The organism is Magnetospirillum sp. ME-1 (assembly GCF_002105535.1).
GTDB lineage: Bacteria > Pseudomonadota > Alphaproteobacteria > Rhodospirillales > Magnetospirillaceae > Phaeospirillum.
In genome coordinates this window covers 589769-615609 of record NZ_CP015848.1, presented here as the reverse complement: position 1 = coordinate 615609, position 25841 = coordinate 589769, and the positions used below count along the sequence as shown (strand labels likewise).

The following is a 25841-nucleotide window of genomic DNA, read 5'->3' as shown; positions in this document are numbered from 1 at the left end:
TGCTCATCCAGAGAAATGGCGGATTTCCGCCTTTCTTATTCGAATGTCGGCAGCCTTTTCGGGAAAGCAACTGGTAAGCAGCGAAGTACACTCGTGTACGTTATGTTGGCGTTGTGTTCTGTATGCATTCTCAGCTCAGCCCCCCGTTAGGACATTGAAATTGAGAAAAAAACAATAAAATCAATGGTGTGCGATTGGGGTTGACGAAATCATCCGCCAATGCCAATTGTCACCCTCCATGGTGTCCTGGGTCCTGCTGGAGATTGAACTGGCGGGGCGTCTGGAGCGCCATCCCGGCAACCGGGTCTCGCTGCTGGTCGGCTGAGTCCGGGCGCCTTTTGGAAGTGAACGGGTGCGGATGAAAGTCGTCGTCGTCGAGTCTCCGGCCAAGGCCAAGACCATCAACAAATATCTGGGCAGCGACTTCCACGTGCTGGCCTCCTACGGCCATATCCGCGATCTGCCGCCCAAGGACGGCTCGGTCAGGCCCGACGAGGGCTTCGCCATGGACTGGGAGACGGATGCCAAGTCCGAGCGCCAGATCAAGGAGATCGTGGCCGCCGTCAAGGGCGCCGACAAACTGTTTCTGGCCACCGACCCGGATCGCGAGGGCGAGGCCATCTCCTGGCATGTCCGCCAGGTGCTGGAGGCGAAAAAGGCCCTGAAGGGGGTCGAGGTCAAGCGGGTGGTGTTCAACGAGATCACCAAATCGGCGGTGACCGAGGCCATGCGCAATCCCCGCGACATCCACCAGGAACTGGTGGACGCCTATCTGGCGCGGCGCGCGCTGGACTATCTGGTGGGCTTCACCCTCTCGCCGGTGCTGTGGCGCAAGCTGCCGGGCTCGCGCTCGGCGGGCCGCGTGCAGTCGGTGGCGCTGCGCCTGATCTGCGAGCGCGAATCCGAGATCGAAAGCTTCAAGCCCCGCGAGTACTGGACCATCGCCGCCGACTTCCTGACCCCCAAGGGGGCGCTGTTGTCGGCGGGGCTGACCCATCTGGGCGGCAGGAAGCTGGACAAGTTCGACCTGTCGTCGGAAGCCCTGGCCCGCGACGCCGAGAAGAAGGCGGCATCGGCCCGCTACTCGGTCGCCTCGGTGGAGCGCAAGCGGACCAGGCGCAATCCCTATCCGCCGTTCACCACCTCGACCCTGCAACAAGAAGCCAGCCGCAAGCTGTACTTCGCCGCGGCGCGCACCATGCAGTTGGCCCAGCGCCTGTATGAAGGCGTCGACATCGGCGGCGAGACGGTGGGTCTGATCACCTATATGCGAACCGACGGCGTACAGATGGCCGCCGAGGCCATAGCAGGCGCCCGGGCCGTGATCGCCGAGGATTTCGGCAAATCCTACGTCCCCGAGGCGCCGCGCCTCTACAAGACCAAGGCCAAGAACGCCCAGGAAGCCCACGAGGCCATCCGCCCCACCGATCTGGCGCGCCGTCCCGAGGACGTGGCCCGCTACCTCGACAAGGATCAGCTGCGCCTCTACGAGCTGATCTGGAAGCGGACGCTCGCCAGCCAGATGGCGGCGGCCGAGCTGGACCAGGTGGGCGTCGACATCGCCGGCGACCAGCACGGCATCGTCTTCCGCGCCACCGGCTCGGTGGTGGTGTTCGACGGCTTCATGAAGGTCTACCGCGAGGACAAGGACGATTCCGACGACGAGGACGCGGAAAAGCTGCTGCCCGACGTGAATGAGAAGGACGCCATGGAGCGCAAGGCCATGCGCACCGAGCAGCACTTCACCCAGCCGCCGCCCCGCTTTTCCGAAGCCTCTCTGGTCAAGCGCATGGAGGAGCTGGGCATCGGCCGGCCGTCCACCTACGCCTCCATCCTGTCGGTGCTGCAGGACCGCAATTACGTCCGCCTGGACCAGCGGCGCTTCATCCCCGAGGACCGGGGCCGTCTGGTCACCGCCTTCCTGGAAAGCTTCTTCGGCCGCTATGTGGAGTACAACTTCACCGCCGATCTCGAGAACCAGCTGGACGACATCTCCGGCGGGCGCATCGACTGGAAGAAGGTGCTGGAGGTGTTCTGGAAGGACTTCTCCGGCGCGGTGGACGAGACCAAGGACCTGCGCGTCGCCCAGGTGCTGGACGCGCTCGACGAGCTTTTGGGGCCGCACTTCTTCCCCGATACCGGTTCGGGCCACGATCCGCGCTCCTGCCCCACCTGCAACGCCGGGCGGCTGTCGCTGAAATTGGGCAAGTTCGGCGCCTTCATCGGCTGCTCCGCCTATCCCGAATGCCGCTTCACCCGCCCGCTGACCACCGGGGGCGAGGGCGAGGACGAGGTGAGGGAAGGCCCCAAGGAGCTGGGCCTTGATCCCGTAAGCGGCCTGCCGGTCACGCTGCGCAAGGGCCCCTACGGCACCTATGTCCAGTTGGGCGACGAATCGACCCTGAAGGCCGAGCCCGCGCCCGCTCCGGAAAAGGGCAAGAAGGCCCCCAAGGCCGCAAAAGCCGTCAAGGCGCCAAAGCCCAAGCGGGTGTCGCTCTACAAGGGGCTGGAGCCCGCCGACGTCACCCTGGACATCGCCTGCCGCCTGCTGGCCCTGCCGCGCCTGATCGGCACCCATCCCGAGACCGGCAAGTCCATTTCGGCGGGTGTCGGCCGCTTCGGCCCCTATGTGGTGCATGACGGCACCTACAAATCCCTGGCCAAGGACGACGACGTCCTGGTCATCGGCATGAACCGCGCCATGGAACTGCTGTCCCAGGCCAAGGGCAGGGGGGCCGCCGGTCCGCTCAAGACGCTCGGCGAGCACGAGGGCAAGCCGGTCACCCTGCACGAGGGGCGCTATGGCCCCTACGTCTCCCGCGATGGCGTGCATGCCACCCTGCCCAAGGACGTCACCATCGATACGGTGACGCTGGAGGCCGCCCTGGCCCTGATTGCCGCCAAGGCCGCCAAGGGCCCGGCCAAGCCGGCCCGGGGCCGCAAGGCCGCGCCGGCCGCCAAGGCCGAGGCGGGGCCGAAGAAGGCTCCGGCCAAGAAAGCCGCCGCCAAGAAGCCGGCCGCCAGGAAGGCTCCGGCCAAGAAGGCCGCCGCCAAGACATGAGCGGCGGCACCGTCCTCTTCCTCGGCCCCGCCGATTCGCCGCTGCTCGCCTGGCTGCGGAGCCGGGGGGGCGAGGTGGTGCAGACGGAAGACCGGATCGACGCCGCTTTCGTGCGGGCTGGGGGCTTTCAGGCGGTGGTCAGCTATGGCTATCGCCACATCCTCAAAGCCGACGTGCTGGCGGCCATGCCCGAGGTGGCGGTCAACCTGCACATCTCGCTGCTGCCCTGGAACCGGGGGGCGGACCCCAACTTCTGGAGCTTCGTCGACGGCACGCCCAAGGGCGTCACCATCCACTGCCTGGCCGATGGGGTGGATACCGGCGACATCCTGGCCCAGAAGGAAGTGGCGTTCGCGCCGGACGAGGACACCCTGGCCTCCACCTATGCCCGCCTCCAGGCCGAGATCCAGGACCTGTTCAAGGAAAGCTGGCCCTCGATCCTTGCCGGGACCTGCCCGCGCCGGCCGCAGGCGGGGGGCGGCAGTCTCCACCGGATGAAGGATAAGGAAACGCTGGCGCACCTTCTCGCCGATGGGTGGAAAACGCCTGTGCGAACGTTGGAGTCATGTTCTTGTCGCGGAGAAGAGGTAATACCGGGGCGGAAATAACCCATATTTTGAATTCATGTAACGGTCCGGCTGGCGTATCGATCGATAACTTAAGTCGTTTCATTGTTGGGAGCCCCGATGCTCTCAAGAGAATTTCTGATATTTACACGGCTGTTACTTTGTTGTTGCGCCATATATCCTTTCGTGGTGAAGGGTTAATAAATCCTTTATTCCCGATCTCGGCATCATGTTGAAGTGATTGGCAAAAATTCGGTTGCGCCGGGACTGTCAGTTGATCTAGACTGATGTTGTTAGGAAGTGTGCTCCCTGCATGCGACCCGCAGCCAGTGGCTTGCCGGTTGCGGGGAATGTAAGGAAGCCCGGGGCGAGAATCGCACCGGCCTCTCTAGAAAGGAGATCAGTTATGTCTGACGTCACCCTTACCTCTGCCGTCCGCAGCAATCTGCTGGCTCTGCAGTCCACCCAAGGCCTCGTGAATCGTACCCAGAGCCGTCTGTCGACCGGTTTGAAGGTCGCCAGCGCCATCGACGATCCGGTCGCCTACTTCCAGGCCAAGGCGCTGTCCGACCGCGCCAGCGACTTCCAGGGCAAGAAAGACAACATCGACCAGGGCGTGTCCGCGCTGTCCACCGCGCTGCGGGGCATTTCCGGCGTCACCACCCTGGTGAAGCAGCTCAAGGGTCTGGCGCTGAACGCCCAGTCCGCTTCGAGCTCCCAGATCAGCAGCCTGGTGTCGCAGTTCAACGCTCTGCGCAGCCAGCTCGACAATCTGGCCACCGACAGCCAGTATCAGGGCCAGAACCTGATCGCCGGCAAGGGCCAGACCCTGACCGTCAGCTTCTCCAACCTGACCGGCTCCAGCCTCGAAGTGGGCTCGGTGGACGTGAAGGTCGGCGCCGCCGGTCTGAACATCGCCAAGGCCGTGACCTCCAACGGCGGCTTCCAGCTGTCGTTCGACGACGCCACCGGCGTGGCGCTGGGCACCAGCGGCGTGGTCAAGGCCACCTATGCCGGCACCGCCACCGCGCTGACCTCGGGCACCTACACCTTCTCCTACGGCTCGGCCACGGTCAGCTTCACCGTGTTCTCCGCCGGCGCCGCCACCCAGGCCGACCTGGGCGGCAGTGTCGCGTTCACCACCACCTCGGTGTTCACCAACGGCCAGGACTTCAATTTCCGCGCCACCACCGCCGATCTGACCGGCACGGCGCTGTCCGACCTGAACGTCACCCAGGGCAGCACCCAGAACAACAACAAGTTCGCGGTCGAGTACACGGCCCTCAGCCAGGGCGGCATCTCGGCCCTGACCAAGGGCGACACCATTGACATCACCCTCAATGGCCTGACCGGCAATTCGCTGGCCCAGGGCACCTACACCTTCTCTTATGGTGCCTACAACCTGACCTTCACCGTGGCGTCGGCCGGCAATTCCGCCGCCGGCACCTTCACCACCACCAGCACCTTCGTCAACGGCAGCTTCGGCACTGCGGCGGGTGCGGTGCTGACCCTGACCCTGGGCTCCGGCTCGATCACCGGCCAGGACACCATCACGTTCTCGCAGGCCGGCGTGTTCGCCTCGGCCAACGGCGGCAACATCAAGGGCCAGGCCTATTTCAGCGCCGGCGGCATCACCGGTGCCTACGGCGTGCGCATCTCGGCCGAAACCAACCTCGGCTACGTGTCCGGCCAGTATGTGCTGGACGCCAACCTGTCGGGCGTGGTCAACGACCTGGTGAACAATCTGGACGTCAACCTCGAGACGCTGCGTTCGGTGGCCCAGAACCTGGGTACCAACGTCGCCCTGCTCAACACCCGTCTGGACTTCACCAAGAACTACGTCGACCTGCTGCAGGCCGGCTCGGGCAAGCTGACCCTGGCCGATCTGAACGAGGAAGGCGCCAACCTGCTGGCCCTGCAGACCCGCCAGCAGCTGGGTATCCAGGCGCTGTCCTTCGCCGGTCAGAACGAAAAGTCGATCCTGTCGCTGTTCCGTTAAGTCGAAATGGCGTAAAACTTGGGGAAAGAGGTGGCTTTGCCACCTCTTTTCTTTTGTCCGGTCGCCGGCGCGTTTCCGCCCGCGCGGTGGCAAGACGAGGCGGACAGGGAGGCGGATGTCATCGTGGCCCCGGAAGCGGGGAAAGGGAGAGAGGGCATGGCCGAGACGGCTCACATCGACAGCGACCTGGTCACCAGGAATTTGCAGGCGTTCATGGAGCTGATGCCCGAGCTCGGCGCCCGCCTTCGAAACCATCAGGCGCAGAGCCGGCTGGTCACCAACCAGGACGGCGACCTGGACGTGGAGTTCCGGGGCGAGATGCTGTACGGCCCGGGCGGCCGCAAGCGCGTCGAGGCCATGGTCGAGGATTCCGCCACTTCGGTCGAACACCACATCAACATGAATCCCCTGACCAGCGGGCATGTGGATCTGATCACCCGGCGCTTTCTCGTCCAGACCCTGAAGCGCGCCACCGAAGCCGGCATGGAGTTCCTGCAGTTCCCCGAGGAAACCGGCGGCTTCCATCTGGTGTGCATCGGCCTCGGCCTGGGCTACCACCTGCCCATGCTGCTCGATCAGGTGAAGCCGGCGGGCATTCACATCGTCGAGCCCAATCTGGATTTCGTCTTCCACTCCCTGGCGACCATCGAATGGCGGCCGATTCTCGAGACCCGGCGGGAGAATCCCTATCGCTTCAACCTGATCATCTCCGACAATTCCGGCGACATCGCCCGGTCGCTCCGGGCGGCCATCCGGTGCTGCTGTCCGGTGATCGTGGACTGGGCGCGGGTGTTCGTGGCCTTCAACAGCCCGATCCTGATGGCGGCCATGACCGAATTCATGCGCGACGCCCAGCTGATCGGCATCGGGCTGGGTTTCTTCCATGATGAAATGGAGATGACGCGCGCCTCCTACATGAATCTGCGCAACGGCGATTATCAGGTCATGCAGTACGGCAAGTACGCCCTCGGCACGCCGGTGTTCATCGTGGGGTCCGGGCCTTCGCTTGACGATGACATCGAGGTGATCAAGGCCAATCAGGACCGGGCGGTGATCATCTCCTGCGGCACGGCGTCGCGCGTCCTGCTGGCCAACGGCATTCAGCCGGACTTCCAGATGCTGCTGGAGAACGGCGCCGCACCCTATCGCGCCCTGGCCGCCGTCCACGAGGAGTTCGGTTTCGGCGACGCCGTGCTCATCGCCTCGAACACCGTCGATCCCAGGGTGCGGGGCCTGTTCGAGAACGCGGTCTACTATTTCCGCCCGGCGCTCAGCTCCTATGCCCTGTTCAGTCCGGGGAACCAGTATTCCCTGGAGGATTCGGGGCCGACGGTGACCAATACCGGCACCTCGGCGGCGCTGGCCTTAGGCTTTCGCGAGCTTTACCTGTTCGGCGTCGATCTCGGCTCGCGCAATCCCAAGCGCCACCATTCCAAGCACTCCCTCTACCGTCACGACGACGACCAGATGGAAGGCCAGAAGGGGGCGATGAATTTCGACACTGTGTTCGACGTCCGCGACGTGGGCAATTTCGGTGGGCTGGTCTACAGCGAGACCATCATGCTGTGGACCCGCGACGCCCTGGGCCGCATCATCGGCCGCTACCGGCCGGGCGTGGATGCCTACAATTGCAGCGACGGGTTGCTGATCGAGAACACCCGGCCCTTAAGCTCCCAATCCATCCGGCTGAAATCGACCCCGGAGATGAAGGCCAAGGATCTCGCCAAGGTGAAGGCCACCTTCCTGCCCGGCACCGAGGCCCATTTCACCGAACGCTGGGGCCGCGAGAACTGGCCGCAGAGCATCATCTCCCTGCTGGAAGAGTGCGCGGCGGCCATGGACGACCACCTGGGCGACATCAACCCCATGGTGCTCAAGCTGTCCGATCTCTTGATCAGCGACTACAAGGCGCCGCCCACCGTGGCGCAGTTCTTCGTGCGCGGCACCATCATGATGGCGGTGATGTGCTTCGACTATTACGCCAAGCGGGTGAAGAATCCCGACCATAAGGCGGCGTTCTGGGACATCGTGCGCGATGAGTTCCTGGAGACCGTCCGGGCAATGACGTTGCAGACCGAGTGGTATTTCGAGAACATCGAAAAATTCGAATCCGATGAGGAATTGTTCGAGAAGGTGACGGGGTGGCAGTATGAGTGATGAATTCACTGCGGAAATCGCGGAACTGACCGGCATCCTGCAGAGCGGCACCGCCGCCGAGCTGATGGAGCACTGCCAGATGAAGATCGGGCAGGGCAGCCTCAATCCCTATTATTTCCTGGCCATGGGCATCACCTCGTTTTGCAGCGGCGATGCCGGGCTGGGTCTGCAACTGCTGGAACGGGCCCATTCCATCGCGCCCGATTGCCGTGAAGTGGTGGACGTGCTCGCCAGCATCTACACCCGCGTGGGGCGCCTGGCCGATGGCCTTTATTACGGCAAGCTGGCCGTGTGCCTGAAGCCGCGTCCCGACGCCAAGGATCTGGTTCCGGCCGATCTGTCCTCCTACATGACCTCGCTGCAGAACGTGGGCATTTCCCATCACCTGACCAAGGCCGAGGCGGCCTTTCACCTGGGACTGTTCCGCGAGGCGCTGGATCAGGCGGAAAAGCACCTGCGCATCCATCCCGGCGACAAAGCCAGCATGCTGCTGATCGCCCGCTCGCTGCTGGCGCTGGACCGCCCCTTCGCGGCGGCCTCCATGATGCGGGCCGCCCTGCACCACAACCCCGCCGATCCCCGGATGCATGCGGTGCTGGCCGATTCCATGATGGCCTGCGGCCGTCATGACACCGCCATCGAACATCAGAAGATCGCCTTCGAACTGGCCGGGGACGACGATACGCTGCGCGCCGAGGTCGCCGGGTCCCTGGTGCTGCAATCCGGCGCCAACTGGCCCGCCGCCCAGGCGATGATCGACGCCTTCGTGGCCGAGCGCGAGGCTCCGCTGCGGCGGGTCAACGCGCGGGACAAGGTGGACTCGCCGGTGGTCGGGCTGATGTGGGATCAGGTCTACGACAGCCCGCTGGCCCATTGCGTGGCGCCTGTGCTCAAGCATTTCGAGATGACGGTCCTTTACACCCTCAATCCGCGCCATGACCCGGTCACCGACCTGCTGCGCACCAGCGTGATGCGTCCGCGCCAGTCCATCGGCATCGATGCGGCGACCCTGGGGCGGGTGGTGCTCGGCGACCAGCCCGGCGTGCTGATCAATCTCTGCTGCCCCAGCGAGAGGGCCAGCTATCCGGTCTTCAAGGGCGATGGCGCCCCCGCCACCCTTCACTGGATTTCCTCGCCCATGTGCGACCGGCTGCCGGGCGTGAGCGTGGTCCTGTCCGACGAGGAGACCGCGCCCGTGGATCGCCGGACCTACGGCGAAGAGCGGGTGATGTCGCTGCCCAATCTGCTGGCTTTCCAGTTCCCGAAGATTCTGGCCCCTGAGGAAGAGGTCCTCGACCTGCCGCGTTCGACGCGGGGCTTTCCCATGTTCGGCGTCCATGGCCATGGCGCCAGGATGACCGGGGAAAGCGTGGCCCTGTGGTCGCGGGTGCTGTGGGCGGTTCCCGATGCCCATCTGATGATCGGCGGGCGCGATGACTGGGAAGAGGAAATGGTCACCTGGGGGCTGGAGGCCTTTGCCGAATACGGTGTCTCCAACCGCGTTCATTTCCAGGCGCCGCTGGAGGATAACGCCGCCGCCGCCGCCAAGGCCTTCCCGCACATGGTCGATGTCGTTCTGGATTCCACCCCGGTCAACGGCTTGACCGAGCTGGCCTGGGACCTGTGGATGGGCCTGCCGGTGGTGTCCATGCGCGGCGACCGCCGGGCCGGACGCATGGGCGCGTCCATCTTGCGGGCGGCGGGCCGGCCGGAGTGGATCGCCGACGATTCCGCCGGCTATGTGGCCATCGCCGCCCGGCTGGCCAAGGATCCGGACCTGGCCCGGATTCGGGCCGAGCTGCGCCAGCAGGTCCTGGCTTCGCGTCTGGCCAATCCGGATGCCCTGGGCGACGAGATTTCCGTACGGCTCAAGGGAATCCGGACCCTCGATCTGTCGCGCGGCTAGATCATGGCCCCGGACCCGCTGTCGGCCGCCTTCCAACGCATCGAGGCGGGAGATTTGGCCGGGGCCATGGACGTCTATCGCGCGGCCCAGGGCGGCGGCGACCCCCGGGTCAAGATGTGCCTGGGCCAGATGCTGCTGCTGCACGGCGACTACCGCCGCGGCCTGCCTTTGGCCGAGTATCGCCCCCAGCCCGACATCAATGGTCCCCGCTGGCGCGGACAGCGCCTGAACGGCGAAACCGTGCTGATGCGGGGTGAACAGGGATTCGGCGACAACATCCAGTTCGTGCGCTATGCGGCGTTGCTGGCGGCGCGCGGCGCCCGCGTGGTGGTGGGCTCGCCCACGGGGCTGGGGGCCTTGCTGTCGACGGCTCCCGGCGTGGCGGCGGCCATCGAGCCGGGACAGGCCATGGAGGCACCCGACTTCCAGGTTCCCATGATGTCGCTGCCCCATGTCTTCGGCACCACCTTGCAGACCATTCCCGCCGACATTCCCTATCTGCGGGCCGAGTCCGGGCTGGTGGCCCAATGGCGCGAGCGCCTGGCCGCCTATTGCGGACTGAAGGTCGGATTGGTGTGGGGCGGCAATCCCGAGGCCCCCTATGACGGGCGGCGCTCGCCGGGACTGGCTCCTTATCTCGGGCTTCTGGACGTTCCGGGCGTGACGTTCTTCAGCCTGCAGAAAGGACCGGCGGCCGCACAACTGGAGGGGCGGCGCCTGCCCGGCCATTTCGTCGACCTCGGCCCGCATTTGACCGATTTCAGCCAGACGGCCGCCGCCATGGAAGCGCTGGATCTGGTGATTTCGTCGTGCACCTCGCCGGCCCATCTGGCCGGCGCGCTGGGGCGGGCGGTCTGGGTGGTGCTGTCCAGCTTTCCCGACTGGCGCTGGCTGCTGCAGCGAGAGGACAGCCCCTGGTATCCCACAGCCCGGCTGTTCCGGGCCGCCCATGGGGAGGGCTGGCCGGGCGTGCTGGGGCGCGTGCGCCAGGCGCTGGTGGAACGGGCGGGGTGATCAGCTCTTCTTGGCCGCGGCCGCCGCGTTCTTCTGGCCTTCCAGCAGGCCCTCGGCCAATTGCATGTTGATATTGATCAGGGTGTTGAGCGAGGAATCGCCGATGGACGCGCCGTTGGTGAAGGTGGTGTGGGCGACGAACTCGCTCAGGCGGATCAGGCTGGCCTTGAGATCGGGCGGCAGCGGGCTGCCCGGCGAACGGGCCAGGGAGCGGATGGCGACCCAGACCTCGAGGTTGTGGTTGAGGGCGGCCACCAGTTCGGCGGCGCGGTTCTCGCTGCTGCGCGCCCGGTCCAGCGCGATGGCGGCCTCGGCCAGGCTCAGGGCTTCCTGCTCGGGGAGGGGAAGGCTCGAGAGGTCGCCGATTTCTTCGGTCATGGGTGTCTCCTGGGGCGGCGTTCGGTGCGCGGACGTTATTGATTCTAGCCGATAATTCTGCGGCACCTTCGGTTAGAAAACTGTTAACCCCGCCACACCGGGCGCCGGTTCCCGTTCCCCCCGATTTATGGATTTCTTAACGGAACGATGCTAGGCTCGGCATGGGTGAAGAACTCGCCCGCCGCGTGGGAGGTTCCCTTGACCGATACCGTGCTCAGTGCCTATGTCGGCGATCTGACCCAGATGCTCAGCACGCTGTCTGGCATGTCGGCGCGTCCGGCCTTCAACCTCGCCTTCGCCAATATGCAGAACTCCATGATGGTTCGCTATAATGACGAAGTGTCGGCGTTGCAGCAGAAGGCGCTGGACAGCTACGACACCAACCTGGACAAGGAACTCGAGCAGCTGCAGGAGCGCCTGCCCAAGCTGGTGGATTACCAGGCCCAGGTGAATACGGCCCGGACGCAGCTGCTGGACCGCCTGGACGACCTGGGCAATCTCACCTCGCTCAACGCCGAGCAGCAGATCAACGCCGCCGCCGGTGACCCGGTGGATGCCACCAAGTACAACGCCGAAATCGACAAGTTCAACGAAAGTCTGGGAAACCTGCCGTTTCTCGACGGAACCGAAGTCGATCTGAACGGCGACGAGGGAGTCGGGCAGATCCGCATGAAGGGTGTCGGCCTGGAGCATTTCTCCGCCGATGACGATGACGCCAAGACGGGCAGCACCTACAACCTCACCGATTCCCTGGAAAAGATCAATTTTGCCCTCCAGCGGGTATCCAACCGCCTGGACATCGTCGCCAGCGAAGTGGACTGGGTCGAAACGCGCATTTCCGAGATCAAGGACCACCAGCAGCAGAAGGCTGAAGAGATCAAGGCCGACGTCGCCAAGCAGGTGGAACAGAAGAAATTGCTGATCGCGCAGCAGCTTCAGGCCGTCTCCATCGGATTCGAGGCGGCGCAAGCCAGCAGCGACCAGATGGGCAAGGCCTTCAACAACGACACCTACCAGCCGGGATCGGTGGTCAACCTGTTCTCGTGAGCAGGCGACGCAGCATCCCGAGAAGTGATGGGAGAGGTTATGAATCCTTACAGCAACGCAGCCCACGCCGCCAGCATCCCCCAGGAGGGAAATCCGCGTGAAACGGAAGCCTGGGCGCTGACCGAGGCGGCCCGCCGCATGGCTTCGGCGTCCCGCGGCGAGCCCGAGGGCATGCGCGAGGCGCTGCGGCTCAACTGGAAGCTCTGGACCATCTTCCAGGCCGACCTGATCGGCAAGGTCGAGGCCGGCGAGTCGAGCGAGACGGTCGTCAACATGCTGAGCCTGTGCCAGTTCGTCGATTTCCACACCGTCGCCTCCCTGACCGAGCCCGACGCCGCCAAGCTGGAGGTGCTGGTCAACATCAACCGCAACATCGCCAGCGGATTGCGCGATTCCCTGGCCCGCGAGGCCCGTGAAGCCGCCGCGGCGGCAGGTGTCGATCCCGCCGCCGCCGCGCCCGCGCCCGCCGGTGCCTATGCCCCGGCGCCCGGAGCCGCTCACACGCCCATCAGCGCCACCGCCTGATTCCGGCGCAAAGGTGCCGTCCTCCATCCCCGGACCTGGGCCCGCCGCCTTCGTCCGGGGATTTTGATTCCGCCTTGCTTTAAGTCCTGTCCGGCCATGACCCGCCCCTCCCGTCCGCTGATGCTGTTCGCCGCCGCCGACCCCGGGGGCGCCAACGCCATCCTTCCCGTCGCCGTGTCGCTGGCCGGGCAGGGGGAAGAGGTGGCCATCCTCGACCACGGTTTTCTCGGGCGTAACGCGCCGGCCGGTTTGCCGCGCCTCAATCCGCCCGGCGGGGGGGATTTCGGCCTCTGGCTCGACGCACTCGGAGTGGGCGGATTATGCTTCGGCACCTCCCTGGCCGACCATCTGCCCCTTGCCCTGGCCCGGGCCGCCAGGGGGCGGGGATTGCCGGTGCTGTGCGTGCTGGACAACTGGATGAACTACGCCGCGCGCCTCACCATGGATGGCGGCGAGCCACTGATTCCCGACATCTATGCCGTGATGGACGACAAGGCGCGGGACGAGGCCTTGGCCGAGGGCGTGCCGGCCGGCTGCCTGCGGGTGAGCGGCCATCCCGGACTGGCCGGCCTGGCCGCCGAGGCCGCCGCCGCCGATTCCGGCTGGCGGAACGGAGTGCGGGACCGCCTGGGCTTCGGACTGGAAGGGCGGGGACTGGTGGCCTTCATCGGCGAGCCGGTGTCCAGGGATCAGGGCACCGGGCCCGAATGCCCCGGCTGGCGCGGCTATACCGAGCGCCATGCGCTGTCCTTGCTGTGCCGGGAGTTGCAGCCCTGGGCGGGGCGCCTGGAGGTGGCCATCGTTCCCCACCCCCGCGACGACGTGGCGGAGTTGATGGATTTATGGCAAACCAGCCGGGGCGCCCTGGGGGGCGGTCTGGTGGAAGGCGTTCCGGGACGCCGGGTGATGCTGGCCGCCGACCGGGTGGCGGGCATGGCCTCGGTCCTGCTTTACGAGGCGTGGCTGGTGGGCAAGCCGGTGGTCAGCCTGCAGCCGGGACTGGTTCGCGCCGACCTGGGCGCCGCCGTCCGCCGGCCCGGCATCGCCGTGGTGACGGAAGACGGGCAGGCCGAGGCGGCCATCGCCGTGTGGCTGGCGGAGGATGCGCGGGGCCTGCGGCCGGACTGCCGCCGGCACGGCGCGGCGCCGGCGCGGCTGGCCGAACTGATGCGAAACCTGATGGGGACATGATGGCAAAGACCGATCGGATCGATGAAGCGCTGAGCAAGGCCCGCCAGGGAGACCTGTCCAAGGCCAGGACCGTCTCACGCGAGTTGGGCAAGGTGCCGCCCGGCCATCCCGGCCTGATGGAACTGGCCGTCCTCGCCCATGGCGGCGGGGACCTGCCCCTGGCGCTGAAGTTCCTCGACCGCGCGGCGGTATCGGGGGCGGTCGATGCCCTTTATGGCCGGGGTGTGGTGCTGGGCGCGCTGGACCGGCTGGACGAGGCGCGGGCCGCCTTCCGCAAATGCCTGGAGCGGGCCCCGACCCACGAGGCGGCGCTGACCAATCTGGGCGGCCTGGAGCAGTTGGCCGGCAATCCCGGCGTGGCCGAGCAGTGCTACCGCAAGGTCCTGGACTCCACGCCCGAGGTCCCGCTGGCGCTCCACAATCTGGCCGGGCTGTGCCTGGCCCAGGACCGGCTGGACGAGGCCGAGGATTTCGCCCGCCGCGCCCATGGCCGGCAGCCCGTCCCGGATACCGCCCTGCGCCTGGCCGCCATCCTGGGCGCGACCGGACGCCATGCCGAGGCGGTCGATGTGTTGCGGCCGGTGATCGACGCCTATCCCGGCGATGGCCGGCTGTGGCGGGCGGCAGGCGACGCCGCCAACACGCTGGGGCGCAAGTCCGAAGCCCTGGCGGCCTTCCGCAACGCCTACGGCCTCGATCCCGAGGATTACGAGGCCGGCCGGATGGTCGCGATCCTCAGCGAGGGATGATGCCTGTCCGGGGCGCTATGCCCCGGATCCCCCTTGCGGTCACGACGACGGACAGGCCACGGGCAAAGGCCGGTGGCTGACGGACTGACTGACATCAAAAGGGGGGAATGGGGCGAGTGATCGGAATCGAACCGACGACATCCAGTACCACAAACTGGCGCTCTAACCAACTGAGCTACACCCGCCACCGGGAGAGGCCGCATGTTTAGCCAAATCCGGGGGCGCCCGTCAAGGGGCTATCCTCGGAAAAACCGCTCCAGCCGCTTTACCGCCTCGTCGATGGCGGTTTCGGTCTTGGCGAAGCAGAAGCGGGCGAAGTGGTTGACGTCGCCGCCCTGGTAGAAGGCGCTGACCGGAATGGCCGTCACGCCGGCCTGTTCGGTGATGTGGCGGCAGAATTGGCCATCGTCGCCGGCAAAGCCCAGGGGGCGGAAATCGGCGGTGATGAAATAGCTGCCGCCGGTGGCCATCACCTCGAAGCCGACCCGTTGCAGGCCGGCGGCGAGGCGGTCGCGGCGCTCGGCCAGCATGGCGGCGAGGCCGTCATAGTACGAATCGTCCTTGCCCAGGCCCCAGGCCACCGCCGCCTGCAGGTTGGGCGGCGTGGTGAAGGTCAGGTACTGATGGGCCTTGGCCACGGGGGCCAGAACCTCGGGGGCGGCGATGACCCAGCCCACCTTCCAGCCCGTCAGCGAGAAGATCTTGCCCGCCGAGCCGATCTTCAGGCAGCGCCCCCGCATGCCCGGCAGGGTCATCAGCGGCACGTGCCGACGGCCGTCATAGACCAGATGCTCGTAGACCTCGTCGCAGACGCAATAGGCGTTGAAGCGCTCCAGGAGGCCGGCCACGAAGTCCAGTTCGTCGCCGCCCCACACCTTGCCCGCCGGATTCATGGGCGTGTTGAGCAGCATCAGCTTGGTCCGGGGCGAGAAGGCCGCCGCCAGTTCCTCCTTCGGCAGGTCCCAGTGGGGCGGCTGGACGCGCACCAGCTTCGGGATGCCGCCCGCCCGGCGGATGATGGGCAGATAGGAATCGTAGAGCGGCTCGATCAGCACCACCTCGTCGCCCGGCTCGATCAGGCCGAACAGGCAGGCGGCCAGGGCCTCGGTGGCGCCCGAGGTGACCATCACCTCGGCCATGGGGTCCAGTTCCAGGCCGTAGAACCGCCGGTCATGGGCGGCGATGGCGGCGCGCAGCTCGGGAATGCCCATCATGGAGGGGTACTGGTTGGGGCCGCTGGCCACCGCCTCGGCCGCCTTGGCGACCACGTCGGCGGGTTCCAGCCCCTCGGGGAAGCCCTGGCCCAGGTTGACGGCACCATGGGCCTGGGCCAGGCGCGACATGGTCTCGAAGATGGTGGTGCCGAACGACGACAGAATGGAGTTGGCGGGCTTCAACGGGGCTGCTCCGGCAGGGAATCGCGAGGCTTTAGCCTAGCCTGGAAGGCGGGTCGGGGTGAAGGGGGAGCGAATTGCCCGCGAAATAGGCGCAAATGCCTGAAAATAGGGCATCTTTGTCTGGAGATTCCTGGGATTCGGGCGCTTTTCCGGGTGGCCGAAGTGGCACGATGCGTGCTAAATGAGTCGCGCGTTTTGACGCGGGTTCGCAACGCCAATCCGAAAGACGGCGGGTTCATGAAGAAGATCGAAGCCATCATCAAGCCCTTCAAGCTCGACGAGGTGAAGGAAGCCCTTCACGAGGTCGGTCTCCAGGGCCTTACCGTGACCGAGGCCAAGGGTTTCGGCCGGCAGAAGGGGCATACCGAGCTCTATCGCGGCGCCGAGTACGTGGTGGATTTCCTGCCCAAGGTCAAGATCGAGCTGGTTATCGAGGACAATCTGGTGGAGCGCGCCGTCGAGGCCATCCAGCAGGCCGCCCATACGGGCCGCATCGGTGACGGCAAGATCTTCATCTCCACGGTGGAAGAGGCCATCCGCATCCGCACCGGCGAGCGCGGCAGCGACGCCATCTAACGTTTTCATCCCTCCCGCTGCCCCTGGCGGGCGGCGGGGCGGGAACGCGTGTTCAACTTCAACTCTCAGGAATGTGACCATGTCCGACGACATCAAGAAGGTCCTCGAACTGATCAAGGAAAACGACGTGAAGTACGTCGATTTCCGCTTCACCGACCCGCGCGGCAAGTGGCAGCACACCGCCCAGCATGTGTGCACCGTCGACGCCGACATGCTGAACGAAGGCATCATGTTCGACGGCTCGTCGATCGCCGGCTGGAAGAGCATCAACGAGTCCGACATGATCCTGAAGCCCGACCCGGCTTCCGCCGTCATGGACCCCTTCGCCGCCCAGTCCCAGCTGATCATCAACTGTGACATCGTCGAGCCCGCCACCGGCCAGCTCTATGACCGCGACCCGCGCTCCATCGCCAAGCGCGCCGAGGCTTATGTGAAGTCCTCGGGCGTGGGCGACGCCACCTTCTTCGGCCCCGAGGCCGAGTTCTTCGTGTTCGACAACGTCAAGTACGAACTCGGCATGAACAAGGGCTATTACGAGCTGTGCTCCGAGGACGGCGTCGAGGCCCAGGGCAAGGACTTCGCCGAGGGCAACCTGGGCCACCGTCCGGGCGTCAAGGGCGGCTACTTCCCGGTTCCGCCGGTGGACGGCCACGTGGACATGCGCGCCGAGATGCTGACCGTGATGGGTGAGATGGGGCTGCCCATCGAGAAGCACCACCACGAAGTGGCCTCGTCGCAGCACGAACTGGGCATCAAGTTCGGCTCGCTGGTGCAGGCCGCCGACTGGATCCAGATCTACAAGTACGTGGTCCACAACGTCGCCGCCTCCTACGGCAAGACCGCGACCTTCATGCCGAAGCCGATCTATGGCGACAACGGCTCGGGCATGCACGTCCACCAGTCCATCTGGAAGGCCGGCAAGCCCCTGTTCGCCGGTTCGGGTTATGCCGACCTGTCGGACATGGCGCTGTACTACATCGGCGGCATCATCAAGCACGCCAAGGCCATCAACGCCTTCACCAACCCGCTGACCAACAGCTACAAGCGCCTGATCCCCGGCTTCGAAGCCCCGGTTCTGCTGGCCTACTCGGCCCGCAACCGTTCGGCCTCCTGCCGTATCCCCTACTCGGCCTCGCCGAAGGGCAAGCGCGTGGAAGTTCGCTTCCCCGACCCCGGCGCGAACCCCTACCTGGCCTTCTCGGCCATGCTGATGGCCGGCCTGGACGGTATCGCCAACAAGATCCACCCCGGCGATCCCATGGACAAGAACCTGTACGACCTGCCCCCCGAGGAGCTGTCCCAGGTTCCGACCGTGTGCGGCTCGCTGCGTGAGGCTCTCGAGGCCCTGCGCGCCAACAACGACTTCCTGTGCAAGGGTGACGTGTTCTCGAAGGAATTCATCGAGAGCTACATCGAGCTCAAGTACGAGGAAGTGTATCGTTTCGAGCACACCCCGCACCCGGTCGAGTTCCAGATGTACTACTCGGTCTAATCCGGGTTACATCAGGTCCGATTGCGAAGCCCCCGCCGGGACACCGGCGGGGGTTTTTCGTTGGGGTGGGGCGCTCATGCATTTCGTGATAGACTGAGTCCCAGAGCCCGCCTGTCGAGGGAGGGGCCGTATGGCCATCGCCGGTCTGATTTACGAGCAGAGCAAGAAACTTCCTGAGCGTCTGGCGAGGGAGGTGCTGGACTTCGTTGGGTTTCTGGCGGACCGCCAGGAGCGGGCGCAGGGCCGTGATTTGATGGGCGCCCAACAGGAATCCCTCAAGGTGGTCTGGGACAATCCAGAGGATCAGGTCTGGGATGGCGTTTGAGCGCGGCGATCTCGTTCTGATTCCCTTTCCCTTCTCCGACTTGACGGCGGCCAAGAAGCCTCCGGTCCTGGTGTTGACCCAGCCGGATGCCTATGGCGACTTCATCGCGTTGGCGGTTACTTCCCGCCTCAGGCCGAGCATGGCCTTGCCCTCGTGGACACGGACCTGATTCAGGGCCATCTGCCCGCGATGTGGAGCATATCGCATTACCGGTGAGGCTTCTGGGCGGGTGCGGTGCTTGCCGCGAGAACAGAAAATCAAACTGGGTTCCTGGACCTATGAACAGGGCCAACTTGGCGAATTGCCTCTCCTGACGCTTGAGGCCGCCGAAGGTATCTTCAAAATTCGCCAGCCCCGCTTGGGCGAACGGGCTGACAAGCTGCTTCTGTGGCTCGTAAGAAACCAGGGCGGACTGGGGGTGATTGTTAACGCAGACACTCCAAGTGCCATTGCGGTGTCGTGGTCAGAGAGCCGTATGGACATCAACTTTTTGCTGACCCTCTTGGAAACCAATGGGTGGGTCAAAAAACATCCTGTCGAGGGTCACGCAGTGGTTACTCCGGCAGGGATTATCCATGCTGAGGAGATCGGAACGCGCCGCTCCACATCCTCCCAGGGGTTCGTCGCCATGTGGTTCGCGGAGGAGATGTGGGGGAAGGCCGTGTATGCGTGGGACACAGGGCAGTTGGTGGGCCCGGCAGGACTCGAACCTGCAACCAGACCGTTATGAGCGGCCGGCTCTAACCATTGAGCTACAGGCCCCACCGGGGGCGACCATAACCGAGGCGCGTATGAATGCAAGGGGGCAGAGGCTGTCTTTTGCGCGATTATAGCCGGATGGAAGGGGAGACCTGGGGGGGGGCCTTCAACCGGGCCCGGACAGGTGCCCGGCAACGCGCAAGCAAAAGCCCCCTGCCGGTGAGGGGAGGGGGCTTGCGCGGCGGGTGATCAGGTATCGAGGAACGAGCGCAGCTTGCGCGACCTGGACGGGTGCTTGAGCTTCCTCAGCGCCTTGGCCTCGATCTGGCGGATGCGTTCGCGGGTCACGCTGAACTGCTGGCCCACCTCTTCCAGGGTGTGGTCGGTGTTCATGCCGATGCCGAAGCGCATGCGCAGCACGCGCTCCTCGCGCGGCGTGAGGCTGGCCAGGACGCGGGTGGTGGTCTCGCGCAGGTTGGCCTGGATGGCGGCATCCAGCGGCAGGACGGCGTTCTTGTCCTCGATGAAGTCGCCGAGATGGCTGTCTTCCTCGTCGCCGATGGGGGTCTCGAGGCTGATGGGCTCCTTGGCGATCTTCAGGACCTTGCGGACCTTCTCCAGCGGCATGGACAGCTTTTCCGCCAGCTCTTCCGGGGTCGGCTCGCGGCCGATCTCGTGCAGCATCTGGCGGGATGTCCGGACCAGCTTGTTGATGGTCTCGATCATGTGCACCGGAATGCGGATGGTGCGGGCCTGGTCGGCGATGGACCGGGTAATGGCCTGCCTGATCCACCAGGTGGCGTAGGTGGAGAACTTGTAGCCGCGCCGGTACTCGAACTTGTCCACCGCCTTCATCAGGCCGATATTGCCCTCCTGGATCAGGTCCAGGAACTGCAGGCCGCGATTGGTGTACTTCTTGGCGATGGAGATCACCAGGCGCAGGTTGGCCTCGATCATCTCCTTCTTGGCCTTGCTGGCCTCGCGCTCGCCCTTCTGCACCGTCTGGACGATGCGGCGGTACTCGCTGATGGGCAGGCCGGCCTCGGTGGAGATGTCGGCGATGGTGGCGCGGATGTCGGCGGCTTCCTTGCCGTGGCGGGTGGCGAAGTCCTTCCACTGCTTGGAGCGGGCGGTGACCTGCTCGATCCAGTTGGGGTCCAGCTCCGAGCCGTAATAGGCGTCCAGGAAGTCCTGGCGCTTCACCCGGCAGGATTCGGCCAGGCGCAGCAGGCGGCCTTCCTGCATCATCAGGCGGCGATTGAGGCCGTTCAGCTGTTCGACCAGCTGTTCGATGCGGGCGTTGTTGAGATGCACGCCATCCATCAGGCGGACCAGTTCCGCCTTCAGCTTGTCGTACTTCTTCTCCATGGCGGCGGTGACCGCCTCGCCCTTGTTCAGCGCGGCCAGGCGCTGGTCCTGGACCTTCTCCAGCTTGTGGTGGGTGGCGGCGATGGCCTCGAAGGTCTCGAGGACGATGGGCAGCAACTCGGTTTCCATGGCGGCCAGCGAGATGGAGTTCTCCTCGCCTTCCTCGGCCTCGCCCTCGGCCTCACCCTCGCCCTCGACTTCGCCCTCGGCGCCCTCTTCCTTCTCCTCGGTGCCGGCCTCGCCCTTGGCCTCGGCGGGGGCTTCGGCCTTGCCCTCGGCGGGCTCCTCGGCGGGAGCGGCCTCGAGGGCGCCTTCCAGTTCCACCTCGGCCAGTTCGTCGGCCTCGGGGTCGGCGCCGTAGGTGGCGTCAAGGTCGATGATGTCGCGCAGCAGCATCTTGCCCTCGACCAGGGCGTCGTGCCACTCGACCACGGCGCGCAGCGTCAGCGGGCTTTCGCAGATGCCGCCGATCATCATCTCGCGGCCGGCCTCGATGCGCTTGGCGATGGCGATCTCGCCCTCGCGCGACAACAGCTCGACCGAGCCCATCTCGCGCAGGTACATGCGCACCGGGTCGTCGGTGCGGCCCAGGTCTTCCTCGTCCACGTTGCCGGCGCCGGAATAGCCCTCGGTCTCGGTGGCCTCTTCCTCGGCGGCCTCGGGCGAGTTGTCCTCGCCTTCCTCGCTTTCGACCACGTTGATGCCCAGTTCGGACAGCATGGCCATGGTGTCTTCGATCTGCTCGGACGACACCTCGTCGGGGGGCATGGCGGCGTTCAGCTCGTCATAGGTGACGTAGCCGCGCTCCTTGCCCTTGGCCACCATCTTCTTGACGGCGACGCCCAGGGTGTCGAGCAGCGGGCCGTCCATGGCCTCATCCTGGTTCTCGGAAACTTCGGCCGTATTCGTCGATTTGGTCGCCATGAAAAATGCTGCTCCTCAAGGGTCCGACCCCGAGCCGGGCCGGTTTCTCCGGTCCCGCCCCACTCTCCATTAAAATCGTCAGCCGTTCCCGGACGCTTCGTCGTCCAGAACGCTGGCGGTCTGCTGCTGCTTCTTCACCGCCTCGAAACGGCTCCACGACGCGGGGGTGGGGCCTTGGGCGAGTTCGGCGTTGGCTTCGCTCACGTCAGCCAGCAGGTCCTTCCTGGTATAAAGATTGTAGACGTGTTCCCAGTGATGCCGGGCTTCCTCGGTGGAAAGGTCGCCGCGCACCGCGCGAATCCGCCTTTCGTTGGCGTCGAGCAGGAAGTCCAGAATCTCGGAATATCCGTCCGTCCTCAAATGGGTGACGAGACCGTCCGCGTCAAGGTCGCGGGCAGCCCCGAGGTGCTTTAGAATCCCGCGTCGAAGATTGTCAAGCCTCTTGTCCGCGAAAGTGGTCTCGCCGAGCCTTTCGCCGATGGAATCCATCAGGCGGGGATGGTCGAGGACCAGGGCCAGCATCATCCATTCCTGGGCGCTGGAATTGGGCCTGGGCGGGCGCGGGCGCCCCACGCCGGGCAGCAAGCCGTCGGGGCCCTTCAGCGGGGCCTGGGGATCGGGGCGGAAGCGGCCGAAGCCTTTGGTTCCCATGCGGCCGCCTGACGTGTTCCATTGGCGGGGCGGCGGGCGGAACGAGTCCTTCGCCTTCTGGCGGAAGGTGGCCAGGTACTGATAGCGCACCGTTTCGTCGGCGATGGAGAAGGCCTTTTCCGCCAGTTCCTTCTCCAGCAGGGCGCGGCGCTCGGGCGTGTCCAGCGGCCGGTCCTCGGTGGCGATGCGCCAGGCCACCTCGACCATGGCCTGGGCGGCGTCCAGCACGGCGGCCATGGCGGCAGGACCGCGGGCCTTGATCAGGGAATCCGGGTCCTCGGGCGCGGGCAGGGTGGCGAAGCGAAGGGAGTGGCCGGGCTTCAGGATGGGGAAGGCGCGCTCCAGGGCGCGGGCCATGGCCCGCTGTCCCGCCTTGTCGCCGTCGAGGCAGAGGATGGGTTCTGGCGCCAGGCGCCACAGCTCCTCGATCTGGGCTTCGGTCACCGCCGTGCCCAGCGGGGCCACCGCATAGGCGAAGCCGGCCTGGTGGAGCGCGATGACGTCCATGTAGCCCTCGACCACCACCACCCGGTTCTGCTCGCGGGCCTGTTCGCGGGCATGGGCCAGGCCGTAGAGGGTCTGGCCCTTGTGGAACAGGGGCGTGTCGGGCGAGTTGAGGTATTTGGGCTGGCCGTCGCCCAGGGTGCGGGCGCCGAAGCCGATCACCCTGCCGCGCCGGTCGGTGATGGGAAACATCACGCGGCCGCGGAAATAGTCGAAGGAGGCGCCGCCATTGTCGGGCTTCTTCAGCAGACCGGCCTCGATCAGCAGGCTTTCCGGGCATTCCTTGCTCATCAGGGCGCTTTTCAGCGCCTCGCGGGAATCGGGGGCGAAGCCTAAGCGGAAGCGGGCGATGGTGTCGTCGGACAGGCCCCGGTTCTTGAGATAGGCGAAGCCGTCCCGTCCCATTGGTCCCCGCAGGTGCTTCTCGAAGAAGGCGGTGGCCGATTCCAGGGCGTCGTGCAGCGAGGCCCGGCGCTGCTCGCGCACCCGCTCCTCCGGCGTGGCCTTGGGGACCTCGATTCCGGCTTCGGCGGCCAGCTTTTCCACCGCCTCGGTGAAGGACAGGTGTCCGGCCCGCATCTCGAAGCCGATGGCGTCGCCGTGGGCGCCGCAGCCGAAGCAATGGAAAAACCCCTTGTCCTCGTTGACGGTGAACGACGGGGTCTTCTCGTTGTGGAAGGGGCACAGGCCCTGGTGCTCGCGGCCCTTGCGCACCAGCTTGACCCGTCGGGCCACCACCGAGGTGACCGGGACGCGGGCGCGCAGCTCGTCGAGAAATTGGGGAGGGAAAGCCATGCCGGGGTCTTTCCGTTCACGTCACCGGGTGGATATGGTGACGCCGCGGGGGCTGCGTCAGCCCCCCAGTTCCTTCTTCACCACCGCGCCGGCCTTGGCGAAGTCCATGGTGCCGGAATGCTTGGCCTTCAGTTCGGCCATGACCTTGCCCATGTCCTTGATGCCGCCGGCGCCGCAGACGGCGATGGCGGCCTTGACCGCCTCGGTGATCGCCGCCTCGTCCATCTGACGCGGCAGGAACTTCTCGATGATGGCGATTTCCTCGGCTTCCTGCTGCGCCAGCTCGGGACGGCCGCCCTGCTCGTACATGGAGATGCTCTCGCGGCGCTGCTTGATCATGGACTGCAGCATCTGCTGGATCTCGGCCTCGGGGATGCCGTCGGTCACGCCCTTGGGCCGCGCCGCGATGTCGCGGTCCTTCAGCGCCGCCAGAATCAGGCGGACCGTGGAAACCGTACGGGCATCCTTGCCCAGCATCGCGGCCTTGAGCGCGTCATTCAACTGCTGGCGCAGCATGGCAACCCCTCGTTTGGGAAAGCGCACAGGCTACTCCAAATCCCCACGGAAAGGAAGCTTATCCATGGAACGCCATAACCTTGAAAAGGAAGGGTTTTTTTCGGCCCGTCGCAAGGCTTGACTCTGTCCGCGCCCGTCATTATAAGGCGCGGAATTTACCTGATGCCGACTGGGTCGCGATACGGCCCCGCAGCCCCGAAGGTCTTGCCCGTATGCGAGATGCTCCGGCGGCCTTCTGCGGCCCAAAATCGGCGGGGGGAGCCTTGGGCTCTCTATGATAATGTACCTGCGGCCGGAGCCCTTCCGGCCCGCGAACGCGACAAAGGACCACCATGCCGAACCAACACGGGACCGCACCGAAGCCCAGCAGCCAGGTGCCGACCTTTGATGCGCCGCGCCCCCCGGGCGCGACCGGGGCCCTGGTCCTGGCCGATGGCACCGTGCTGTGGGGCAAGGGGATCGGCGCCGCCGGCTCCAACGTGGGCGAGGTGGTGTTCACCACCGGCATGACCGGCTATCAGGAGACGCTGACCGACCCGTCCTTCGCCGGCCAGGTCATCACCTTCACCTTCCCCCATGTGGGCAATGTGGGCACCAATGCCGAGGATCTGGAGACCACCACTCCGGCGGCGCGCGGCCTGATCCTGCGGGCCGACATCACCGATCCCGCCAACTGGCGCTCGGCCAAGCACCTGGATTCGTGGCTGAAGGCCAACAACATCACCGGCATCTGCGGCATCGACACCCGCGCGCTGACCCGGCGCATCCGGGAAAAGGGCGCGCCCAACGGCGTCATCGTCAACGCCCCCGACGGCAATTTCGACCTGCCCGCCCTGTGGGCCAAGGCCAATGACTGGCCGGGCCTGGAGGGCATGGATCTGGCGCGTGACGTCACCTGCGCCCAGACCTATTCCTGGGACGAGACCGAGTGGTCCTTGCGCGGCGGCTACGGCAAGCAGGACAAACCCCGCTTCCACGTGGTGGCCATCGATTTCGGCGCCAAGCGCAACATCCTGCGCTGCCTCGCCAATACGGGATGCAAGGTCACCGTGCTGCCGGCCGAAGCCAGTGCCGAGCAGGTGTTGGCGCTCAACCCCGACGGCGTGTTCCTGTCCAACGGCCCCGGCGACCCGGCGGCGACGGGCAAGTACGCCGTGCCCATGATCCAGGGCGTGATCAAGGCGGGCAAGCCGCTGTTCGGCATCTGCCTCGGTCACCAGATGCTGGGCCTGGCGCTGGGCGCCAAGACCTTCAAGATGGACACCGGCCATCGCGGCGCCAACCATCCGGTCAAGGACCTGGAAACCGGCAAGGTGGAGATCACCAGCCAGAATCACGGCTTCGTGGTGGACGAAAAGTCCCTGCCCGCCGGCGTCACGGTCACCCACCGCTCACTGTTCGACGGCTCGGTGGAAGGCATCGCGGTCGAGGGCAAGCCGGTGTTCTCGGTCCAGTACCACCCCGAGGCCAGCCCCGGTCCCCAGGACGCCCATTACCTGTTCGAGCGCTTCGTGGGCTTGATGGAGAAGCGGGGGTAGGTGGACGCGTTCATTTCACCACGAAGGCACGAAGGCGCGAAGGAATTGGAAGGGGATAAGGAATTCGACGCCGCAAGCCGAAGGGTGATCGGGCTGGCGATCGAGGTTCACAGGGCTTTAGGCCCAGGACTTCTCGAATCGGCCTATGAGCAGTGTCTGGCTCATGAACTGGAGTTGAACGAGATCCCTTTCAAACGACAGGTACCTGTTCCGGTCGTCTACAAGGGAATGAAATTGGACTGCGCCTATAGGCTCGACCTCGTCGTTGCCGATGCGCTGGTCCTGGAAATCAAGGCGGTTGAGAAATTGCTGCCGGTACACGGCGCTCAATTGTTGACCTATCTGAAACTCACCGGCATCCGGGCCGGTCTTTTGCTGAACTTTAACAGCGAGGTGCTTCGAGATGGCATGAAACGGGTGGTGCTTTGAACCTTCGTGCTTCCTTCATGCCTTCGTGCCTTCG

The 25841-nt window shown here is 65.6% G+C and carries 22 protein-coding genes and 2 tRNA genes; 17 read left to right on the top strand and 7 right to left on the bottom strand.

What is annotated here, in order from left to right; genetic code table 11:
- Window positions 1–193 precede the first annotated feature (193 nt).
- The 7 genes from WV31_RS22635 (at window position 194) to WV31_RS02710 (ending at window position 10703) form a co-directional block, all read left to right on the top strand.
- Window positions 194–325: a hypothetical protein gene (locus WV31_RS22635; protein ID WP_257788796.1), complete on the top strand. Its 132-nt coding sequence runs from the start codon at window positions 194–196 to the stop codon at window positions 323–325.
- Window positions 326–358: 33 nt separating this feature from the next.
- Entirely contained in the window at window positions 359–3061 is a 2703-nt protein-coding gene (gene topA / locus WV31_RS02735) for a type I DNA topoisomerase (protein ID WP_085372156.1), read from the top strand.
- Window positions 3058–3669, top strand: coding sequence for a formyltransferase family protein (locus WV31_RS02730; protein WP_085372155.1), 612 nt, complete (start codon window positions 3058–3060; stop codon window positions 3667–3669). Before topA ends, WV31_RS02730 begins: the two co-directional genes overlap by 4 nt.
- 364 nt (window positions 3670–4033) lie before the next feature.
- On the top strand, window positions 4034–5626 hold the full coding sequence (locus WV31_RS02725; RefSeq protein WP_085372154.1) for a flagellin N-terminal helical domain-containing protein: 1593 nt from the start codon (window positions 4034–4036) through the stop codon (window positions 5624–5626).
- A gap of 156 nt (window positions 5627–5782) precedes the next feature.
- Window positions 5783–7783, top strand: a complete 2001-nt coding sequence (locus tag WV31_RS02720; RefSeq protein ID WP_085372153.1) for a flagellin glycosyltransferase Maf — start codon at window positions 5783–5785, stop codon at window positions 7781–7783.
- Window positions 7776–9689, top strand: coding sequence for an O-linked N-acetylglucosamine transferase family protein (locus WV31_RS02715; protein WP_168185834.1), 1914 nt, complete (start codon window positions 7776–7778; stop codon window positions 9687–9689). Before WV31_RS02720 ends, WV31_RS02715 begins: the two co-directional genes overlap by 8 nt.
- A 3-nt stretch (window positions 9690–9692) precedes the next feature.
- Window positions 9693–10703 (top strand): glycosyltransferase family 9 protein, encoded by a 1011-nt coding sequence (locus WV31_RS02710; RefSeq protein WP_085372152.1) that lies wholly within the window; start codon window positions 9693–9695, stop codon window positions 10701–10703.
- On the opposite strand, the gene WV31_RS02705 is transcribed toward WV31_RS02710, so the two are convergent.
- The gene (locus WV31_RS02705) at window positions 10704–11081 is read right to left on the bottom strand and encodes a flagellar biosynthesis regulator FlaF (RefSeq protein WP_085372151.1); all 378 of its coding nucleotides are present in this window, start codon (window positions 11079–11081) and stop codon (window positions 10704–10706) included.
- A 198-nt stretch (window positions 11082–11279) separates the two neighbouring features.
- Between WV31_RS02705 and WV31_RS02700 the strand changes: the two genes are divergently transcribed.
- The 4 genes from WV31_RS02700 to WV31_RS02685 all read left to right on the top strand — a co-directional run bounded on the left by WV31_RS02700 (window position 11280) and on the right by WV31_RS02685 (window position 14593).
- Entirely contained in the window at window positions 11280–12128 is an 849-nt protein-coding gene (locus WV31_RS02700) for a hypothetical protein (protein WP_085372150.1), read from the top strand.
- Between the two features lie 39 nt (window positions 12129–12167).
- A complete protein-coding gene (locus WV31_RS02695; protein ID WP_237051463.1) occupies window positions 12168–12653 on the top strand; it encodes a flagellar biosynthesis regulator FlaF in 486 nt (161 codons plus the stop codon).
- 96 nt (window positions 12654–12749) lie between these two features.
- The gene (locus WV31_RS02690) at window positions 12750–13844 is read left to right on the top strand and encodes a hypothetical protein (protein WP_085372148.1); all 1095 of its coding nucleotides are present in this window, start codon (window positions 12750–12752) and stop codon (window positions 13842–13844) included.
- Complete coding sequence (locus WV31_RS02685; RefSeq protein ID WP_237051462.1) at window positions 13841–14593, top strand: tetratricopeptide repeat protein; 753 nt, start codon at window positions 13841–13843, stop codon at window positions 14591–14593. The genes WV31_RS02690 and WV31_RS02685 overlap by 4 nt, the downstream gene beginning before the upstream one ends.
- A 108-nt stretch (window positions 14594–14701) precedes the next feature.
- Here the strand turns inward: WV31_RS02685 and WV31_RS02680 are convergent.
- Window positions 14702–14778: transfer RNA gene (locus WV31_RS02680), tRNA-His, on the bottom strand.
- A gap of 51 nt (window positions 14779–14829) precedes the next feature.
- Window positions 14830–15990, bottom strand: a complete 1161-nt coding sequence (locus WV31_RS02675) for an aminotransferase (protein WP_085372147.1) — start codon at window positions 15988–15990, stop codon at window positions 14830–14832.
- A gap of 237 nt (window positions 15991–16227) precedes the next feature.
- Between WV31_RS02675 and WV31_RS02670 the strand changes: the two genes are divergently transcribed.
- The 4 genes from WV31_RS02670 (at window position 16228) to WV31_RS02655 (ending at window position 18552) form a co-directional block, all read left to right on the top strand.
- Window positions 16228–16566, top strand: coding sequence for a P-II family nitrogen regulator (locus WV31_RS02670; protein WP_008616616.1), 339 nt, complete (start codon window positions 16228–16230; stop codon window positions 16564–16566).
- Window positions 16567–16645: 79 nt separating this feature from the next.
- Window positions 16646–18058, top strand: coding sequence for a type I glutamate--ammonia ligase (gene glnA / locus WV31_RS02665; protein ID WP_085372146.1), 1413 nt, complete (start codon window positions 16646–16648; stop codon window positions 18056–18058).
- A gap of 130 nt (window positions 18059–18188) precedes the next feature.
- Entirely contained in the window at window positions 18189–18383 is a 195-nt protein-coding gene (locus WV31_RS02660; protein ID WP_085372145.1) for a DUF2281 domain-containing protein, read from the top strand.
- On the top strand, window positions 18373–18552 hold the full coding sequence (locus WV31_RS02655; RefSeq protein WP_085372144.1) for a hypothetical protein: 180 nt from the start codon (window positions 18373–18375) through the stop codon (window positions 18550–18552). The genes WV31_RS02660 and WV31_RS02655 overlap by 11 nt, the downstream gene beginning before the upstream one ends.
- Before the next feature lie 517 nt (window positions 18553–19069).
- Here the strand turns inward: WV31_RS02655 and WV31_RS02650 are convergent.
- From WV31_RS02650 to WV31_RS02635, 4 genes are all read right to left on the bottom strand, one after another.
- Window positions 19070–19145: transfer RNA gene (locus WV31_RS02650), tRNA-Ile, on the bottom strand.
- A gap of 186 nt (window positions 19146–19331) precedes the next feature.
- Complete coding sequence (rpoD, locus tag WV31_RS02645) at window positions 19332–21374, bottom strand: RNA polymerase sigma factor RpoD (RefSeq protein ID WP_085372143.1); 2043 nt, start codon at window positions 21372–21374, stop codon at window positions 19332–19334.
- A gap of 78 nt (window positions 21375–21452) precedes the next feature.
- Window positions 21453–23324 (bottom strand): DNA primase, encoded by a 1872-nt coding sequence (dnaG, locus tag WV31_RS02640; protein ID WP_085372142.1) that lies wholly within the window; start codon window positions 23322–23324, stop codon window positions 21453–21455.
- A gap of 57 nt (window positions 23325–23381) precedes the next feature.
- On the bottom strand, window positions 23382–23840 hold the full coding sequence (locus tag WV31_RS02635; RefSeq protein ID WP_085372141.1) for a GatB/YqeY domain-containing protein: 459 nt from the start codon (window positions 23838–23840) through the stop codon (window positions 23382–23384).
- 332 nt (window positions 23841–24172) lie between these two features.
- On the opposite strand from WV31_RS02635, the gene carA reads away from it, so the two are divergent.
- Window positions 24173–25378, top strand: a complete 1206-nt coding sequence (carA, locus tag WV31_RS02630; RefSeq protein WP_085372140.1) for a glutamine-hydrolyzing carbamoyl-phosphate synthase small subunit — start codon at window positions 24173–24175, stop codon at window positions 25376–25378.
- Window positions 25379–25807 (top strand): GxxExxY protein, encoded by a 429-nt coding sequence (locus WV31_RS02625; RefSeq protein WP_237051461.1) that lies wholly within the window; start codon window positions 25379–25381, stop codon window positions 25805–25807. It abuts the gene before it with no gap.
- Window positions 25808–25841 lie beyond the last annotated feature (34 nt).